The sequence below is a fragment of the Burkholderia sp. AU16482 genome (assembly GCF_002223285.1).
Lineage (GTDB): Bacteria > Pseudomonadota > Gammaproteobacteria > Burkholderiales > Burkholderiaceae > Burkholderia > Burkholderia semiarida.
In genome coordinates this window covers 1,729,173-1,746,933 of record NZ_NKEY01000003.1, presented here as the reverse complement: position 1 = coordinate 1,746,933, position 17,761 = coordinate 1,729,173, and the positions used below count along the sequence as shown (strand labels likewise).

15 protein-coding genes, 2 tRNA genes and 1 pseudogene are annotated in these 17,761 nt (G+C 66.5%); 16 read left to right on the top strand and 2 right to left on the bottom strand.

All coding sequences use genetic code 11. The features are described from left to right. The first annotated feature begins 39 nt into the window (after positions 1–39). The 4 genes from cyoA to cyoD are packed head-to-tail and all read left to right on the top strand — an operon-like array spanning position 40 to position 3,878. Positions 40–927, top strand: a complete 888-nt coding sequence (gene cyoA / locus CFB35_RS10725) for a ubiquinol oxidase subunit II (RefSeq protein WP_059608796.1) — start codon at positions 40–42, stop codon at positions 925–927. 3 nt (positions 928–930) lie between these two features. Further along, positions 931–2,937: a cytochrome o ubiquinol oxidase subunit I gene (gene cyoB / locus CFB35_RS10720; RefSeq protein WP_060966294.1), complete on the top strand. Its 2,007-nt coding sequence runs from the start codon at positions 931–933 to the stop codon at positions 2,935–2,937. Further along, positions 2,937–3,545, top strand: a complete 609-nt coding sequence (cyoC, locus tag CFB35_RS10715; RefSeq protein ID WP_059573657.1) for a cytochrome o ubiquinol oxidase subunit III — start codon at positions 2,937–2,939, stop codon at positions 3,543–3,545. Before cyoB ends, cyoC begins: the two co-directional genes overlap by 1 nt. Next, positions 3,546–3,878 carry a cytochrome o ubiquinol oxidase subunit IV gene (cyoD, locus tag CFB35_RS10710; protein ID WP_059573658.1) on the top strand — a complete coding sequence of 111 codons (333 nt, stop codon included), beginning with the start codon at positions 3,546–3,548 and terminating at the stop codon, positions 3,876–3,878. A 105-nt stretch (positions 3,879–3,983) separates the two neighbouring features. Here the strand turns inward: cyoD and CFB35_RS10705 are convergent, their stop codons facing one another. Then, positions 3,984–4,283 (bottom strand): DUF4148 domain-containing protein, encoded by a 300-nt coding sequence (locus CFB35_RS10705; RefSeq protein WP_089464934.1) that lies wholly within the window; start codon positions 4,281–4,283, stop codon positions 3,984–3,986. A gap of 218 nt (positions 4,284–4,501) precedes the next feature. On the opposite strand from CFB35_RS10705, the gene CFB35_RS10700 reads away from it, so the two are divergent. The 9 genes and pseudogenes from CFB35_RS10700 to CFB35_RS10660 all read left to right on the top strand — a co-directional run bounded on the left by CFB35_RS10700 (position 4,502) and on the right by CFB35_RS10660 (position 14,571). Further along, on the top strand, positions 4,502–5,176 hold the full coding sequence (locus CFB35_RS10700; RefSeq protein WP_059573726.1) for a response regulator transcription factor: 675 nt from the start codon (positions 4,502–4,504) through the stop codon (positions 5,174–5,176). A gap of 11 nt (positions 5,177–5,187) precedes the next feature. Further along, a complete protein-coding gene (locus tag CFB35_RS10695; RefSeq protein ID WP_089464933.1) occupies positions 5,188–6,579 on the top strand; it encodes a HAMP domain-containing sensor histidine kinase in 1,392 nt (463 codons plus the stop codon). Positions 6,580–6,598: 19 nt separating this feature from the next. Continuing rightward, positions 6,599–7,261, top strand: a pseudogene (locus CFB35_RS10690) (response regulator transcription factor); the annotation flags it as partial. A 277-nt stretch (positions 7,262–7,538) separates the two neighbouring features. Then, positions 7,539–7,895, top strand: a complete 357-nt coding sequence (locus CFB35_RS10685; RefSeq protein WP_060310064.1) for a hypothetical protein — start codon at positions 7,539–7,541, stop codon at positions 7,893–7,895. 141 nt (positions 7,896–8,036) lie between these two features. Next, positions 8,037–9,911 (top strand): extracellular solute-binding protein, encoded by a 1,875-nt coding sequence (locus tag CFB35_RS10680; protein ID WP_089464932.1) that lies wholly within the window; start codon positions 8,037–8,039, stop codon positions 9,909–9,911. A 51-nt stretch (positions 9,912–9,962) separates the two neighbouring features. Further along, positions 9,963–11,006: a microcin C ABC transporter permease YejB gene (locus tag CFB35_RS10675; protein ID WP_059573664.1), complete on the top strand. Its 1,044-nt coding sequence runs from the start codon at positions 9,963–9,965 to the stop codon at positions 11,004–11,006. Positions 11,007–11,054: 48 nt separating this feature from the next. Beyond that, positions 11,055–12,152, top strand: a complete 1,098-nt coding sequence (locus CFB35_RS10670) for an ABC transporter permease (RefSeq protein WP_089464931.1) — start codon at positions 11,055–11,057, stop codon at positions 12,150–12,152. Further along, the gene (locus CFB35_RS10665) at positions 12,149–13,771 is read left to right on the top strand and encodes an ABC transporter ATP-binding protein (protein ID WP_059573666.1); all 1,623 of its coding nucleotides are present in this window, start codon (positions 12,149–12,151) and stop codon (positions 13,769–13,771) included. Before CFB35_RS10670 ends, CFB35_RS10665 begins: the two co-directional genes overlap by 4 nt. 128 nt (positions 13,772–13,899) lie before the next feature. Beyond that, positions 13,900–14,571 (top strand): C40 family peptidase, encoded by a 672-nt coding sequence (locus CFB35_RS10660; protein ID WP_089464930.1) that lies wholly within the window; start codon positions 13,900–13,902, stop codon positions 14,569–14,571. A 154-nt stretch (positions 14,572–14,725) separates the two neighbouring features. Here the strand turns inward: CFB35_RS10660 and CFB35_RS10655 are convergent, their stop codons facing one another. Next, entirely contained in the window at positions 14,726–15,643 is a 918-nt protein-coding gene (locus CFB35_RS10655) for a patatin-like phospholipase family protein (protein WP_059573727.1), read from the bottom strand. A gap of 279 nt (positions 15,644–15,922) precedes the next feature. Here CFB35_RS10655 and gltX point away from each other — a divergent pair, with 279 nt between their 5' ends. The 3 genes from gltX (at position 15,923) to CFB35_RS10640 (ending at position 17,748) form a co-directional block, all read left to right on the top strand. Beyond that, a complete protein-coding gene (gene gltX, locus CFB35_RS10650) occupies positions 15,923–17,332 on the top strand; it encodes a glutamate--tRNA ligase (protein ID WP_059573668.1) in 1,410 nt (469 codons plus the stop codon). A gap of 127 nt (positions 17,333–17,459) precedes the next feature. Continuing rightward, positions 17,460–17,535 (top strand) — tRNA-Ala (locus CFB35_RS10645). 137 nt (positions 17,536–17,672) lie between these two features. After that, positions 17,673–17,748: transfer RNA gene (locus tag CFB35_RS10640), tRNA-Glu, on the top strand. Positions 17,749–17,761: the final 13 nt, after the last annotated feature.

The following is a 17,761-nucleotide window of genomic DNA, read 5'->3' as shown; positions in this document are numbered from 1 at the left end:
GCATACGCAAACGGATTCAATGACCCGCGGGGCTGTGTGATGAGAAGAAGAGCTTCAAGAGGCTGGGCGGCGCTGATGTCAATCGGCGCGGCGTTGAGCCTGTCAGGTTGTAATTTAGATGTACTAAATCCGAAAGGAAGTGTGGGCGCGGCAGAAAAGGCGCTGATCGCGACGTCCACCTGGGCGATGCTGATCGTCGTCGTGCCGGTGATTCTGCTCACGTTGTGGTTCGCGTGGCGTTACCGCGCGTCGAACCGCAACGCCGCGTACGCGCCGAACTGGTCGCACTCGACCGCGATCGAGGTCGTGATCTGGACGGTGCCGACGCTGATCATCCTGTTCCTGGGCGTGCTCACGTGGAAGACCACGCACGAGCTCGATCCGTACAAGCCGCTCGAATCGGCCGTGAAGCCGATCGACGTCGAGGTGGTCGCGCTCGACTGGAAGTGGCTGTTCATCTATCCGGAACTCGGCATCGCGTCGGTGAACCAGCTCGCGATTCCGGTCGGCACGCCGGTGAACTTCCGCATCACGTCGGATTCGGTGATGAATTCGTTCTTCATCCCGCAGCTCGGCGGCCAGGTCTACGCGATGGCCGGCATGCAGACGCGCCTGCACCTGATCGCCGACGAGCCGGGCAACTACGCGGGCACGTCCGCCAACTTCAGCGGCCGCGGTTTCTCCGACATGAAGTTCCGCACGCTCGCCGAGCCGCGCGAGCAGTTCGATGCGTGGGTGCAGAAGGTGAAGGCGTCGCCGGAACGGCTCGACGCGACGGTGTACGGCACCGTCGCGCAGCCGAGCGAGAAGGCGCCGGTGCGCTATTTCTCGTCGGTCGATCCGCGGCTCTTCCACAACATCATCGCGAAATACAACGATGGCCACGTCCTCGACCTGAAGGACGCCGCCTGCGGCACGAAGGGGTAACGCATGTTCGGCAAACTCACACTTTCGGCGATCCCGTTCGATCAGCCCATCATCATGGGGGCCGGCGCCTTCATGGGGCTGGTCGTGCTGGGCATTCTCGCCGCGCTGACGATCACCGGCCGCTGGAAATGGCTGTGGACGGAATGGCTGACCACGGTCGACCACAAGAGACTCGGCGTGATGTACATCATCGTCGCGCTGATCATGCTGCTGCGCGGCTTCGCCGACGCGATCATGATGCGCATGCAGCTCGCGCTCGCGTACAACGCGCCCGGCTACCTGCCGCCGCACCACTATGACCAGATCTTCACGGCACACGGCGTGATCATGATCTTCTTCATGGCGATGGTGTTCATGGTCGGCCTGATGAACCTGGTCGTGCCGCTGCAGATCGGTGCGCGCGACGTCGCGTTCCCGTTCATCAACTCGCTGTCGTTCTGGATGACGGCGGTCAGCGCGATCCTGATCAACGTGTCGCTCGTGATCGGCGAGTTTGCGCAGACGGGCTGGCTCGCGTACCCGCCGCTGTCGGAGCTGCAGTTCAGCCCGGGGGTAGGGGTCGACTACTACCTGTGGGCGCTGCAGATCTCCGGCGTCGGCACGCTGCTGACCGGCGTGAACTTCTTCGTGACGATCATCAAGATGCGCGCGCCGGGCATGACGCTGATGAAGATGCCGGTGTTCACGTGGACGGCCCTCTGCACGAACGTGCTGATCATGGCATCGTTCCCGATCCTGACCGCGACGCTCGCGCTGCTCGGCCTCGACCGTTACCTCGGCATGCACTTCTTCACGAACGAAGCCGGCGGCAACGCGATGCTGTACCTGAACCTGATCTGGGCGTGGGGCCATCCGGAGGTGTACATCCTGATCCTGCCGGCGTTCGGGATCTTCTCGGAGGTCATCGCGACGTTCGCGAAGAAGCCGCTGTTCGGCTACAAGACGATGGTGTACGCGACCTGCGCGATCATGGTGCTGTCGTTCCTCGTGTGGCTGCATCACTTCTTCACGATGGGCTCGGGCGCGAACGTGAACGCGTTCTTCGGGATCATGACGATGATCATCGCGATCCCGACCGGCGTGAAGGTATTCAACTGGCTGTTCACGATGTATCGCGGCCGGATCGAGTTCACGACGCCCGTGCTGTGGACGATCGGCTTCATGGTCACGTTCACGCTCGGCGGCATGACCGGCGTGATGATGGCGATTCCGGGCGCGGACTTCGTGCTGCACAACAGCCTGTTCCTGATCGCGCACTTCCACAACGTGATCATCGGCGGCGTGCTGTTCGGCTATCTCGCGGGCTTCAACTACTGGTTCCCGAAGGCGTTCGGCTTCAAGCTGAACGAGAAGCTCGGCAAGGCCGCGTTCTGGTTCTGGCAGGTCGGCTTCTACGTCGCGTTCGTGCCGCTCTACGTGCTCGGTTTCATGGGCATGACGCGCCGCCTGAACCACTACGACAACCCGGCATGGCATCCGTGGCTGCTGGTCGCCGCGTTCGGCGCCGTGCTGATCGCGATCGGCATCGCGTGCCAGCTGCTGCAACTGGTGGTCAGCATCCGCAATCGCAACCTGCCCGCGTACCGCGACACGACGGGCGACCCGTGGGGCGGCCGCACGCTGGAGTGGGCGACGTCGTCGCCGCCGGCCGACTACAACTTCGCGGTGATCCCGCAGGTGCGCACGCTCGACGCGTACGCGGACATGAAGGCGCGCGGCGAAGGCCGGCCGAACCCGGCGGCGATTCGCGACATCCACATGCCGTCGAATACGTGTGCGGGCCTCGTGATCGCGATCTTCAGCCTGGTGCTCGGCTTCGCGCTGGTGTGGCACATCTGGTGGATGGCGATCGGCGGGCTCGTGGGCATCATCGCGACGCTCGTGATCTACAGCTCGCGCGATAACGACGGCTATTACATCCCTGCGTCGACGGTACGCAAGACCGAAGACAAGCAGCCGACGCGGCGCACGGCCGCGCGCGTCGACGACGTGGAACTGGAGGCCAACTGATGTTGCAGAAAACCTTGAGCGCGACCCTGCTCGAGCACGACGACCATCCGCCGTCGCATTCGGTGTTCGGGTTCTGGCTGTACCTGATGACCGACTGCGTGATCTTCGCGGCGCTGTTCGCGACGTTCGCGGTGCTGGGCAATCAGTACGCGGGCGGTCCGACCGCGAAGGACCTGTTCGACATTCCGGGCGTCGCGGTGGAAACCGCCGCGCTGCTGCTGTCGAGCATCACGTACGGTTTCGCGATGCTCGCGGCGTACAAGCAGCGGCGCGGCGCGCTGCTCGCCTGGCTCGCGGTGACGTTCGTGCTCGGCGCGGCGTTTCTCGCGATGGAGCTGCGCGAGTTCTCGCACCTGATCGCGGAAGGCGCCGGCCCGCAGCGCAGCGCGTTCCTGTCGGCGTTCTTCACGCTGGTCGGCACGCACGGGCTGCACGTGACGGCGGGCCTGTTGTGGATGATCGTGCTCGCCGCGCAGATCATGTCGCGCGGCGGCGACCTGACCGATCGCGACCTGCGGCGCCTGACGTGCCTGAGCCTGTTCTGGCACTTCCTCGACATCGTGTGGATCTGCGTGTTTTCCTTTGTCTATCTCGCGAGCGTGATCTAAATGGCCCATTCGCATTCGTCTCAACTCGAAGAAGGGCACGGCAGCGTCGGCGGCTACGTCGCCGGTTTCATCCTGTCGGTGCTGCTCACGGCCGCGTCGTTCGGCCTCGTGATGGGCGGCGTGCTGTCGCCGCATGCGTCGCTGATCGGGCTCGCCGTGCTCGCGTTCGTGCAGATCGTCGTGCATCTCGTGTACTTCCTGCACATGAACGGCTCGTCCGGCCAGCGCTGGAACGTGATGGCGTTCAGCTATACGGTGCTGACCGCGGCGATCCTGATCGTCGGCACGCTGTGGGTGATGCACAACGTGAGCATGAACATGATGTCGCGTTGAGCGCCGGCGTGGCGCGTCGCGTCCACGTCGATGCGCGTTCACGAAGAAAGGCGGCACGCGCGTGCCGCCTTTTTGCTTTCCGGCTGCGTTGCGCCGGCCGTGCGGTCAGTGGTGCGCGCCCGCGTCGGCCGTCAGCGCGTGCGTGCAGTCGGCGCGGTATTCGGCGGCGAGCCGATGCTTCGCATCGGCGAGATCGTCGGGGTAATACGGGCTGGCGTGCGCCGGCTCGTAGCCGACCTGCTCGAGTTCGGTCAGCTCGCGCACGAGGTCCGCGCGCGTGACGCCGCTGCCCGTGTGCACGAACGGGTACGCGGTGCATTCCTGCGGGGTGAGGTGGGGCCCCGCGAACGTGGCGGTGCTGGCGCATGCGAGCAGCATGCAGGCGAGGGTGGTCGACAGTTTCATCCGGTAGCTCCTGGTTTCGCGGCCCGTTGCCGCACGATGTCAGCGTAGACGGCCGCGGTCGCGGGGCAGGCGACGGACGGATGAAACATTTTTCACGCGCGCTTGCCGCGATGCCGGATGAAGCTATTTTCATCTTGCGCCGCACGGCGATCGCGGCGCTTACGATAGTGGCGGGCGCGTGGTATGCGCCCGTCTCGAAGTTCATTGCGAGGGCAACCATGCGAGTACTGACGGTCGAGGACGATGCGGTGACTGCGAACGAAATCGTCGGCGAACTGACCGCACGCGGCTTCGCGGTCGACTGGATCGACAACGGCCGCGAGGGGATGATGCGCGCGATGAGCGCGTCGTACGACGCGATCACGCTCGACAGGATGCTGCCGGGCGCGGACGGTCTCGCGATCGTGACCGCGATGCGCACGGTCGGCATCGACACGCCGGTGCTGATGCTGAGCGCGCTCGGCGACGTCGACGAGCGCATTCGCGGGCTGCGCGCGGGCGGCGACGATTACCTGACGAAGCCGTTCGATTCCGGCGAACTGAGCGCGCGCATCGAAGTGCTGCTGCGCCGCCGGCAGGCGTCGGGCGTGCCGCAGCAGACGCTGCTGAAAGTCGGCGCGCTCGAGCTCGACCTCATTTCGCGCCGCGCGCGCCGCGGTGCCGACGAGATCGCGCTGCTGCCGACCGAGTTCCGCGTGCTCGAATTCATGATGCGCAACGCAGGCCAGACGATCACGCGCACGATGCTGTTCGAGGCCGTGTGGGGCTATCACTTCGATCCCGGCACCAACCTGATCGACGTCCACATGGGCCGGCTGCGCAAGAAGATCGATCCGCCCGGCGCGAACCCGATGATCCAGACGGTGCGCGGATCGGGCTACATGCTCGCTTGACGGAGGCTCGGATGGACGCAGCCCGCGCGGCGAACTTCGCGCGCCGCTGGCATACGACGACGTTTCGCTGGCTGTGCGCGTACGCGGCGATCTTCTCGGTGTCGCTGCTGCTGCTCGCGGGCGTGATCAGCGTGGCCGCGACCCACACGATGACGCGCGACACCGACGAGGTGCTCGCGTGGCAACTGATCTATTTCGATTCGATTCCCGATGCCGAGCTGCCGCTCGCAATCCATCGGCGGCTCGAGCACGAGCACATGCACACGAATTTCTACGGGCTGTTCGATGCGAGCGGGCGCCGCGTGGCGGGCGACATCACGACACCGCCCGCGCTACGCACCGATCGCCACGGCCGTACGCTGGACCACACACTCGTGCTGCTCGACGGCCAATCGTCGCCGATCGCGCGCGCGATGGCCGTGCGCCGCGACAACGGGATGACGCTGGTGGTCGCGCGCGACCTGTCGCATTTCATCCAGATCCGCGACGTCGCGATTCGCGGGCTCGTGATCGGCGGCGTGATGATCCTGATCGCGGGCGTCGCGGGCGGCAGCATGCTCGGCATGCGGCAGATGCGCCGCGTCGCCGCGATCCGGCGCGTCACGCGGCAGATCGCCGAAGGCGATCTCGGCAAGCGGCTGCCAGTTGGCGGCTACGATGAACTCGATCTGCTCGCGCATCTGGTGAACCACATGCTCGACGAAGTCGAGCGGTTGATGGGCGAGGTGCGGCATACCTGCGACGGGATCGCGCACGACCTGCGCACGCCGCTCGCACGCGTGCATACGATGCTGGCGCGGCTCTCGGGCCAGCCGTTCTGCGCACACGATCCCGCGTCGGCGGCGCTGCTGGCGTCGGCCCGCGACGAGACCGACCGCCTGCTCGAACGTTTTCGCGCGATGCTGCGCATCTCCGAGATCGGCACGCTGAGCCGGCGCGGCGGTTTTGCCGCGGTCGACGTCGCGGCCTTGCTGCGCGATGTGTGCGAGCTTTACGAACCGCTGGCCGAGGCCGTCGACGTGTCGTTCGCGCTCGAGGCGGCCGCGGTCGACGGCATCCATGGCGACCGCGCGTTGTTGTTCGAGGCGTTCAGCAATCTCGCGGACAACGCGATCAAGTTCACGCCGCCGGGCGGCCGTGTGCGCGTCGTGCTCCAGGCGACGCCGCACGGTCCGCTCGTCCGGTTCGAGGACACCGGGCCCGGTATCCCGCCCGCCGAGCGCAATGCAGTGCTCGAACGCTTCTATCGCGGCGAACGCACGCGTCATGTGAACGGCTCCGGGCTCGGGTTGAGCGTCGTATCGGCGGTGATGCGCGTGCACGATTTCGCGCTGCGAATCGGCGATGCGCGGCCGGCCGGTGCGGCGATCACGGTCGAATGCTGGCCGCGCTCGCTCGCGTGACGGCGCAGGAACCCGATCGATGCGCATCCTGCTGATTGCGCCGCCGAGCCCGGGCGCGTCGCGGCTCGACAAGGCGTTTCGGGAAAGCATGCACGGCGTCGAGCGCGTCGACGAATGGCGCGATGGCTGTTTTGCGGCGACGCAGGGCCGGTTCGACGCGATCGTGATCGTCGCGACCGATGCCGCCGCGCGCCCGGCGATCCTCGAAGGATTACCGCGGCTCGCCGCGTCGGCCGGCGGCGCGACGATTGCCGCGATCGTCGCCGGCGCCACGCCCGCCCGGCGCGCGCAAATGCTGAAGGCCGGCTGCGACGTATGTCTTGCCCATCCGTGTTCGTTCGTCGAACTGCACGAGCGGTTGCGCGCGCTGTGGCGCCGCGCGGGCGTCGTCGCCACGCGTGAATCGGTTCGACTCGATACGGCCACGCGCGCGCTCGAGGAGCATGGCCGGCGGCTCGCGCTCACCGCGCGGGAATTTCGCGTGGTCGAATGCCTGCTACGTGAAGCGGGGCGGCCGGTCGGCCGCGACGCCGTGCTGCGTTATGCGTGGGACGATGCCGACATCGAACCCGAGACGGTCAATGCGCTGGTCGTGCGGTTACGGCGCAAGCTGGTCGCACACGCGTTCTCCGCCCGGATCGAAACGGTTGCGAGATTCGGTTTCCGGTTCGATACGGGGGGGGGTGACGGATATCGGCGCTCGGCAAGAAGGGGTTTGACGGGCCCCGGTCCGGCCCGCCCGGAGGGCGTGGGGCCGCTTGACGCCGGGCGCGACGCGGGATGAAAGATGTTCAAGGGAGGAAAGAGCGGGGGACGGGGGCGGGCGCCGATTGTTACAAGACGTTAGCGCGGGCTTCCCGTTGCGATGCCGCGCATCAGTTCTTACAAACTTGAAATATGCGGGCGCGGCGCTTGCCGCTATAGTCGAATCACACATGACACAACCAGAAGAGGAATCCATGAAGACTTTGCGTGTTGCCTCGCTCCTGACCGGTATGACGGCCTTGCTCGTGTCGGGCGCAGCAATGGCGGGAGTCAATGTCGGGATCAACGTCGGCGTGCCGGCACCGGTCTACGTCGCGCCCGCGCCCGTGTATGCGCCGCCGCCTCCGCCGCCGGTCGTCTACCAGCCGGCGCCGGTCTATGCGCCGGCGCCCGTGTACGGGCCGGCGCCGGCGATCGTGATCGGCTGGCACGGCGACCGCTACTGGGACGGCCGCCGCTACTGGGGCCGCGACGAATGGTATCGCCACCATGGTCGCGGCTGGGGCGATCGCGGTCACTGGGATCACGGCCGCCACAACGGCTGGCGCTGACGGGCGGCTCGCGCATGCGTGCCGCGTGCGCGACAACTGCTCGCGAAGAAGACCGCCCGCGTTGGCGGTTTTCTTTTGGCTCGACGGATGAATGGGTAGAATCGCTCCACGTTACTACCCTCATTCGACGACAGGGCCTCTATGACGAAGGGTTCGCCCCGGGCCGCCGCCACGCGCGCCCGCTTCGGCGTGCTGCGGGCTGCCGGCCGCGTGGCCGCGGTGCTGGCGCTGCACGCGGCGCTCGCCGCGCCGGCCGCGCACGCGGCCTATGCGATTGCGCAGTACGGCGAGCCGAAGTATCCGCCGGGCTTCAAGCATTTCGACTACGTGAATCCCGACGCGCCGAAGGGCGGCACGCTGGTGCTGGCGAACCCGAACCGGCTGACGTCGTTCGACAAGTTCAATCCGTTCACGATGCGCGGCAACGCCGCGCCCGGCATCGACATGCTGTTCGAGAGTCTCACGACGGGCAGCTCCGACGAACCGGCGTCCGCATACGGGCTGTTGGCCGACGACATCGACGTCGCGCCGGACCGCCGTTCGGTCACGTTCCACCTGAATCCGCGCGCACGCTTCTCGAACGGCGATCGCGTCACGGCGGACGACGTCAAGTTTTCGTTCGATACGCTGAAGAGCAAGCAGGCCGCGCCGCAGTTCGGCGCGTATTTCGCGGAGATCGCGAAGGCCGTGGTCGTCGATCCGGCGATCGTGCGTTTCGAGTTCCGCAGCGCGAATCGCGAGCTGCCGCTGATCGCCGGCGGCGTGCCCGTGTTCTCGCGCAAATGGGGCCTGCGGGCGGACGGCTCGCGCATCCCGTTCGACCAGCTCGCGTTCGAGCAGCCGATCGGCAGCGGCCCTTACGTGATCGAGCGCTACGACAACGGCCGCACGATCACCTACCGGCGCAACCCCGCGTACTGGGGCGCCGACCTGCCGGTGCGGGTCGGCACCCACAACTTCGAGCGGATCGTCTACAAGCTGTACGGCGACGGCGTCGCGCGGCTGGAGGCGTTCAAGGCCGGCGAATACGACGTGCTCGTCGAGTACATCGCGCGCAACTGGGCGCGGCGCGACGTCGGCAAGCGCTTCGACAGCGGCGAACTGATCAAGCGCGAATTCCGCCAGCATAACGGCGCCGGCATGCAGGGCTTCTTCATGAACCTGCGCCGGCCGCTGTTCCGCGACGTGCGCGTGCGCCAGGCGCTCGACCTCGCGTTCGACTTCGAATGGCTGAACCGCCAGTTGTTCTACAGCGCGTACACGCGCCTCAACAGTTATTTCGCCGATACCGACCTGCAGGCGACCGGTACGCCTGGCGAAGGCGAGCTGAAGCTGCTGGAGCCGCTGCGCGCGCAGCTCGATCCGGCCGTGTTCGGCCCGATGGTCACGCAGCCGGACACGAACCTGCCGGGCTCGCTGCGCGCGAACCTGCTGAAGGCACGCGCGCTGCTCGCGCAGGCCGGCTGGACCTATCGCGACGGCGCGCTGCGCAATGCGAAGGGCGAGCCGTTCGCGTTCGAGATCCTCGACGACGCGGGCGGCGCGATGGAGGGCATCGTGACGGCCTACCAGCGCAACCTGGCGAAGCTCGGCATCGACGTGCGGTTTCGCACGGCCGATTACGCGCTGCTGCAAAAGCGTCTCGATGCGTTCGACTACGACATGACGACGATCCGCCTGCCGGGCGTGCAGGTGCCGGGCGCCGAGCAATACTCGCGTTACGCGAGCAAGTTCGCCGACGAGCCGGGTTCCGACAACTTCATCGGGCTGAAATCGCCGGCCGTCGACGCGCTGCTGCACGCGCTCGGCGCCGCGCAGACGCGCGAGGAGCTGCTCGACGCGACGCACGCGCTCGACCGCGTGCTGATGCACGGCTACTACGCGGTCCCGCAGTGGTACAGCACGACGCACCGCATCGCGTACAAGCGCACGCTCGCCTATCCGCGGACGCTGCCGCTGTACTATTCGGCCGAGGGCTGGGTCGTGTCGACCTGGTGGGCGAAGCCCGATCACTGACCCGCGCCGGCCCTTCGTCCAACCCACCACCCGATCACGAGTCGACGCCCTATGTGGAGCTACATCCTCAAACGCCTGCTGCTGATGATCCCGACGCTCGTCGGCGTGCTGACGCTCACGTTCGCGGTGATCCAGTTCGTGCCGGGCGGCCCGGTCGAGCAGGCCGTGCAGGAGTTGCGCAAGGGCGCGACGGAGCAGGGCGCGACGCCGTTCGGGATGCGTGCGCACACCGGCGTCGACGCGCAGCAGCTCGCGCAACTGAAGGCGCTGTACGGCTTCGACAAGCCGCCGCTCGAACGCTACTGGCTGATGCTGAAGCGCTTCGCGCGCTTCGATCTGGGCGACAGCTACTTCCGCCACCAGAGCGTGTGGGCGCTGGTCGTGCAGAAGCTGCCCGTGTCGATCAGCATCGGGCTGTGGACGTTCTTCCTCACGTACCTGATCTCGGTGCCGCTCGGCATCGCGAAGGCCGTGCGCAACGGTTCGCCGTTCGACGTCGCGACGAGCCTCGTCGTGCTCGTCGGGTACGCGATTCCGGGCTTCGTGCTCGGCGTGCTGCTGCTCGTGCTGTTCGGCGGCGGCTCGTTCTGGCAGCTCTTTCCGCTGCGCGGCCTCACGTCGGACAACTTCGCGCAGTTGTCGCTCGCCGGCAAGGTGCTCGACTACCTGTGGCACATCGCGCTGCCGATCACCGCGTCGGTCGTCGGCAGCTTCGCGGTCGTCACGATGCTCACGAAGAACGCGTTCCTCGACCAGATCCGCCGGCAATACGTGCTGACCGCGCGCGCGAAGGGGCTCTCCGAGCGCAGCGTGCTGTGGAAGCACGTGTTCCGCAATGCGATGCTGCCGCTGATCGTCGGCTTTCCGGCCGCGTTCATCGGCGCGTTCTTCACCGGCAGCCTGCTGATCGAGACGCTGTTCTCGCTCGACGGCCTGGGCCTGCTGTCGTACGAGTCGGTCGTGCGGCGCGATTACCCGGTCGTGCTCGGCACGCTGTACCTGTTCACGCTGATCGGGCTCGCGACCAAGCTGATCTCCGATCTTTGCTATGTGTGGGTCGATCCGCGCATTCAATTCGACAACCTGGAGCGCTGACATGAAACGAGCCGTTCGCATGCCCGGCGTCATCGGGCGAGGCGCGCGATGAACCGGGCCGTCGCATCCCCCCGCATCGATGCCGCGCGCGCGCGCGTGTCGCCGTCGCCCGCGCGCCGCGTGTGGCAGCGCTTCAGGCAGCAGCGCCTCGGCTACTGGAGCTTCGTGATCTTCGTCGTGGCCTTTGCCGCGAGCCTTGCGGCGCCGCTGTGGTCGAACGACAAGCCGCTCGTCGTGCGCTACGACGGCCAGACCTATTTCCCGATGTTCCATGCGTACCCGGAGACGACCTTCGGCGGCGATTTCCCGACGCCGGCCGACTATCTCGATCCGTACGTGCGCAAGCGGCTCGAGGCGCCCGGCAACTTCGTCGTCTATCCGCCGAACCGCTATTACTACGACACGCTGAACTACTTCTCGAACGTGCCGAATCCGGCGCCGCCGTCGCGCGAGAACTGGCTCGGCACCGATGCGCAGGGCCGCGACCTGCTCGCGCGGCTCGTGTACGGGTTCCGCGTGTCGGTCGAGTTCGGGCTGATCCTGACCGCGATCGGCACGCTGCTCGGGATCGCCGCGGGCGCGGTGCAGGGCTTCTTCGGCGGGCGCATCGACATCGTCGGGCAGCGGCTGATCGAGATCTGGAACTCGCTGCCGGAGCTGTACCTGCTGATCATCTTCGCGTCGATCTTCGAGCCGAGCTTCCTGCTGCTGATCGTGCTGCTGTCGCTGTTCGGCTGGATCGGGCTCGCCGACTACGTGCGCGCGGAATTCCTGCGCAACCGCACGCAGGACTACGTGCGCGCGGCCCGCGCGATGGGGCTGACGAACTGGCAGATCATCTGGCGCCACGTGCTGCCGAACAGTCTGACGCCGGTGATCACGTTCCTGCCGTTCCGGATGAGCGGCTCGATCCTCGCGCTCACCAGCCTCGATTTCCTCGGCCTCGGCGTACCGCCGCCGACGCCGAGCCTGGGCGAGCTGCTCGCGCAGGGCAAGGGCAATCTCGATGCGTGGTGGATCTCGCTGTCGACGTTCGGCGTGCTGGTCGCGACGCTGCTGCTGCTGACCTTCATGGGCGATGCGCTGCGCAACGCGCTCGACACGCGGATCGCCGATTCGGTGCGCGCGGCGGGAGGGCAGCGATGAGCGAGTCGACCGTATCGACGCAACACGAGCCGCTGCTGTCGCTCGAGCGTCTGCACGTCCGTTTCGGCGACACGGTCGCGGTCGACGACGTGACGCTCGCGATCGGGCGCGGCGAGCGCGTCGCGCTCGTCGGCGAGTCGGGGTCCGGCAAGAGCGTGACCGCGCTGTCGATCCTGCGGTTGCTGCGCGACGCCGAGGTCACGGGCGCGATCCGCTTCGCGGGGCAGGATCTGGCGGCCAGGAGCGAGCGCGAGATGCGCGGGCTGCGCGGCTCGGACATCGCGATGATCTTCCAGGAGCCGATGACGGCGCTCAATCCGCTGTATACGATCGGCGTGCAGATCGGCGAGACGATCGTGCTGCACGACGGCGTATCGGCCGTGGAGGCGCGCAAGCGGGCGATCGCGCTGCTCGCGCGCACCGGCATCGCGGAGCCGGACAAGCGCGTCGACAGCTACCCGCACCAGTTGTCGGGCGGCCAGCGGCAGCGCGCGATGATCGCGATGGCGCTCGCGTGCCGGCCGCGCCTGCTGCTCGCCGACGAGCCGACCACCGCGCTCGACGTGACGATCCGCGCGCAGATCGTCGATCTGCTGCTGGAACTGCAGCGCGAGGAAGCGGAAAAGCGCGGGATGGCGATCCTGCTGATCACGCACGACCTGAATCTCGTGCGGCACTTCGCGCAGCGCGTCGCGGTGATGGAGCACGGCCGGCTGGTCGAGAGCGGGCCCGTCGAGCGGATCTTCGCGGCGCCCGAGCATCCGTATACGCAGCGGCTGCTGAACAGCCGGCCGCAGCGGGCGGTCACGCCGGTGATGCCGATCGCGCCCGTCGTGCTCGACGCGCGCCACGTGAGCGTGCAGTTCGCGCGCAAGCGGCCGGGCTTCGCGGGTTGGTTCGGCACGGTGCCGGTGACGGCCGTGGCCGACGTGTCGGTGTCGGTGCGGCAGGGCGAAACGCTCGGGATCGTCGGCGAATCGGGATCGGGGAAGTCGACGCTTGCGATGGCGCTGCTCGGGCTGCAGAAGACGGCCGGCGGCGAGATCGAATTCCAGGGACGCGCGCTGTCGACCTATCGCGGCCGCGAGCAGACCGCGCTGCGCTCGAACATGCAGGTGGTCTTTCAGGATCCGTTCAGTTCGCTTTCGCCGCGTCACACGATCGAGCGGATCGTCGGCGAGGGGCTCGAGCTGCACCGCCCGGACATGACGCCCGATGCGCGCCGCGCGAAATCGCTCGCGGTGCTGCGCGAAGTCGGCCTCGACCGCACGGTGCTGCACCGTTATCCGCACGAATTCTCGGGCGGCCAGCGCCAGCGGATCGCGATCGCGCGCGCGCTGGTGCTGGAGCCGCGCATCCTGATCCTCGACGAGCCGACCTCGGCGCTCGACGTGTCGATCCAGCAGCAGGTGCTGAAGCTGCTCGCGAATTTGCAACAGAAATACAACCTCGGCTACGTCTTCATCAGCCACGACCTGGAGGTGATCGGCGCGATGGCGCACCGCGTCGCGGTGATGCAGGACGGCGCCGTCGTCGAGTCGGGGGAGGTGGCCGACGTCTTCACGAGACCGTCACATCCTTACACACAAAAGCTGTTGAAAGCGGTCTGGAAAGCGTGATAGGCGTCCAATGGTCTGACCATCTCGATTGTATTTTTTAATTTGTTTTGACAAACGATTACGCGCTGGCTAGTATCGACCGAAATTTTCCGCCAATCAGCTGATTTTTAAGCACATTCCATCGACCAATGCAGCATCGATCCCTGACCCAGGCATGCGCGCGCACCATCGCCGGGCTATTCATCGGCGCCCTGTTCGCAGCAGCTCCCGGCGCGTTCGCCGACGAAGTCAGCAGTTTTAACCAGAATGTCACCAATTCGACTCAGATCGGGTCGGGTTCCTCCCTCCAGCAGGCCAGCGTGCAGCCGTCCGGCGGCGCGAAGTCGTTCCTTGCCGGCATGGCGGGCAAGGCAGGCGACGTGGTGGTCGGCGCGCTGAACATGATCGGCGTGCGGTATCGCTGGGGCGGCAACTCGCCGGATTCGGGCCTCGACTGCAGCGGTTTCGTGCGCTACGTGTTCCAGGACACGCTCGGCATGTCGCTGCCGCGTCGCGCGGAAGAAATGAGCCGTGTCGGCGAAAAGGTGAGCATGAGCAACCTGAAGCCGGGCGATCTCGTGTTCTTCAACACGATGCGCCGCACGTTCTCGCACGTCGGCATCTACATCGGCGACAACAAGTTCGTGCATTCGCCGTCGACGGGCAGCACCGTCCGCGTCGACGATCTCGACAGCGGCTATTGGGAAAAGCGTTTCACCGGCGCGCGCCGGATCGAATCGGAATTCCCGATGAAGCCCGAAGACCTGCGTCAGCGCGTGCGCGCGACGCTCGGCGACGATTCGGCGAACGGCAGCAACTGACGTTGGCCGGTCGGTCAGGCCGGACAATAAAAAACCCTGTCACCGGAAGGCGGCAGGGTTTTTTGTTTTGAGGCCGGCACGGACGACGGACGAGGCGGAAATCGTTCCGTCGGCCACCGGCAGGCGCGTGTGCCGCGGCCTCCCGCCCGCCGTGTTATGCGGCGGCAGTCACGCCACGTGCCGCCGCGAGCTTGCGCTGCAGTTCCGGCATGATGCGCGCGACTGCTTCCTCGCCCGCGAGGATCGCCGCGTTGCGCTGGTTGAAGTCGCTGCCGCCCATCGCCGCGAGGTTCGGGCGAATCACGACGTCCGCGTACTTGTCGAGTTCGTAGGTCTTGATCGTCTGGCCCATGATCGTGAAGGTCTGCAGCAGCATCTCGATCGGGTTGTTGGTCGCCGCGCCGTCGGGCCGGGCCGAGATGTCGACCGCGATCACGAAGCTCGCGCCCATCTTGCGCGCGAACGATGCGGGCACCGGGCTCACGAGGCCGCCGTCCACATATTCGCGGCTGCCGATCCTCACCGGCTCGAACACCGACGGCACGCTGCACGACGCGCGCACCGCGAGCCCCGTGTTGCCTTGCTGGAACAGGATCGGCTGGCCGCTTTGCAGGTCCGTCGCGACGATGCCGAGCGGTTTCGCCATCTTCTCGATCGGCCGGTTGTTGAGCGTCTTGTTCAGGAAATTCTGCAGCGCCACGCCTTGCAGCAGGCCGCGCGAGCGGAACGGCAACGCCCAGTCGCTGATCGACGCCTGGTCCATGTCGAGGGCGATCTTGTTGATCTGCAGCGCGTTCATGCCCGACGCGTAGAGCGCGCCGACCACCGAGCCCGCGCTCGTTCCGGCGACGATCTCGATCGGGATGCCGCGCGCCTCGAGCGCCTTCAGCACGCCGATGTGCGAGAAGCCGCGCGCGGCGCCGCCGCCGAGCGCGATGCCGATCTTCACCGGCTTCTCCTGCGGCAATGCCGTGCCGGGGCGGGACTTGTCGCCGAAGGACGTACAGGCGGCGAGGCTGGCGGACGCGCACGCGATCGTGAAGCGGCGGCGCGACAGGCGAGGGGACGACATCGAATGGTTCTCCGGCGGCTTGGCGCGGCGGGTCATGCGGCCCGCGGCTGCGATGGTTTCCGAGGCCGCGCGGCGGGTTCCGTGCGGCCGGCGCGGCGCCGGCTGGCGGCCGCGGCGCGCACATCATAAAGCAAGCGGCGCGCTTGGCGCGATGTCCGGCGCGAGTATAATTCCGGCTTCTTTCCCGTTCCGGGCGTCGCCGGCTCCGTTGCTGTCCACGCTGCCGCCACCGTCCCGCGTCGAATCATTCATGCGCCCCAGGCGTTCGAGTTACCGTTTATGACCCGTCCTGTCCGTACCCGCTTCGCGCCGAGTCCCACCGGCTTCATCCACCTCGGCAACATCCGCTCCGCACTCTATCCGTGGGCGTTCGCCCGCAAGATGAAAGGCACGTTCGTGCTGCGCATCGAGGATACCGACGTCGAGCGCTCGTCGCAGGAAGCGGTCGATGCGATCCTCGAAGGGATGCAATGGCTCGGGCTGGACTTCGACGAAGGTCCGATCTACCAGATGCAGCGGATGGACCGCTATCGCGAAGTGCTCGCGCAGATGCTCGAGAAGGGCCTCGCGTATCCGTGCTATATGTCGGCCGAGGAACTCGACGCGCTGCGCGAACGCCAGCGCGAGGCCGGCCTGAAGCCGCGCTACGACGGTACGTGGCGTCCGGAGCCCGGCAAGGTGCTGCCGGAGCCGCCGGCCGGCGTGAAGCCGGTGCTGCGCTTTCGCAATCCGCTGACGGGCACGGTCGTGTGGGACGACGCGGTGAAGGGGCGTGTGGAGATCTCGAACGAGGAACTCGACGACCTCGTGATCGCGCGCCCGGACGGCACGCCGATCTACAACTTCTGCGTGGTGGTGGACGACATGGACATGGGCATCACGCACGTGATCCGTGGCGACGACCATGTGAACAACACGCCGCGCCAGATCAACATCCTGAAGGCGCTCGGCGGCGAGCCGCCCGTCTATGCGCACCTGCCGACCGTGCTGAACGAGCAGGGCGAGAAGATGAGCAAGCGGCATGGCGCGATGAGCGTGATGGCGTACCGCGATGCGGGCTTCCTGCCTGAAGCCGTGGTCAACTATCTCGCGCGTCTCGGCTGGTCGCACGGCGATGCGGAGATCTTCTCGCGCGAGCAATTCGTCGAATGGTTCGATCTCGAGCATCTCGGCAAGTCGCCCGCGCAGTACGACCACAGCAAGCTGAGCTGGCTGAACGCGCACTACATCAAGGAAGCGGACAACGCACGCCTTGCGGAACTCGCGAAGCCGTTCCTCGACGCGCTCGGCATCGACGACGCGGCGATCGCGACGGGCCCGGCGCTCGATGCGGTGGTCGGCCTGATGAAGGACCGTGCGACGACGGTCAAGGAGATCGCGGAAGGCGCGGCGATGTTCTATCGTGTGCCGGCGCCCGACGCGGACGCGCTCGCGCAGCACGTGACCGATGCGGTACGGCCGGCGCTGGCCGATCTCGTCGCCGCGCTGAAGGCGGCCGAGTGGACGAAGGAGGCGGTGTCCGCCGCGCTGAAGGCGACGCTCGCCGCGCACAAGCTGAAGATGCCGCAGCTCGCGATGCCGGTGCGTCTGCTGGTGGCGGGCACGACGCATACGCCGTCGATCGACGCGGTGCTCGTGCTGTTCGGGCGCGACGTCGTGGTGTCGCGCATCGAGGCCGCGCTGGCCTGAGTTCGTGCGTCATTGAAGCTGTCTGCGCGTGAGCGCGCGGCAGCTTCGCAAAAAATTTCGCACGAATCGCAAAAAGGGTATTTACAAGATCAAAGTAGGTCCATATAATCTCATTTCTGTTCTGCAAGGGGGTATAGCTCAGCTGGGAGAGCGCTTGCATGGCATGCAAGAGGTCAGCGGTTCGATCCCGCTTACCTCCACCATCAGAACAAACCGAATTGATTGGCGAAGCAGCGGTAGTAATAAATGCTTCACAAAATAATTCAAAGCAGTTAGAATTTCGGCCTTCGCTGTTGACTGAAAGTAAATAGCGAAAGTCAGACAAATCTGAAAAGATTTTGTCCCCTTCGTCTAGAGGCCTAGGACATCACCCTTTCACGGTGAGTACAGGGGTTCGAATCCCCTAGGGGACGCCAGATTAAGCGGCGT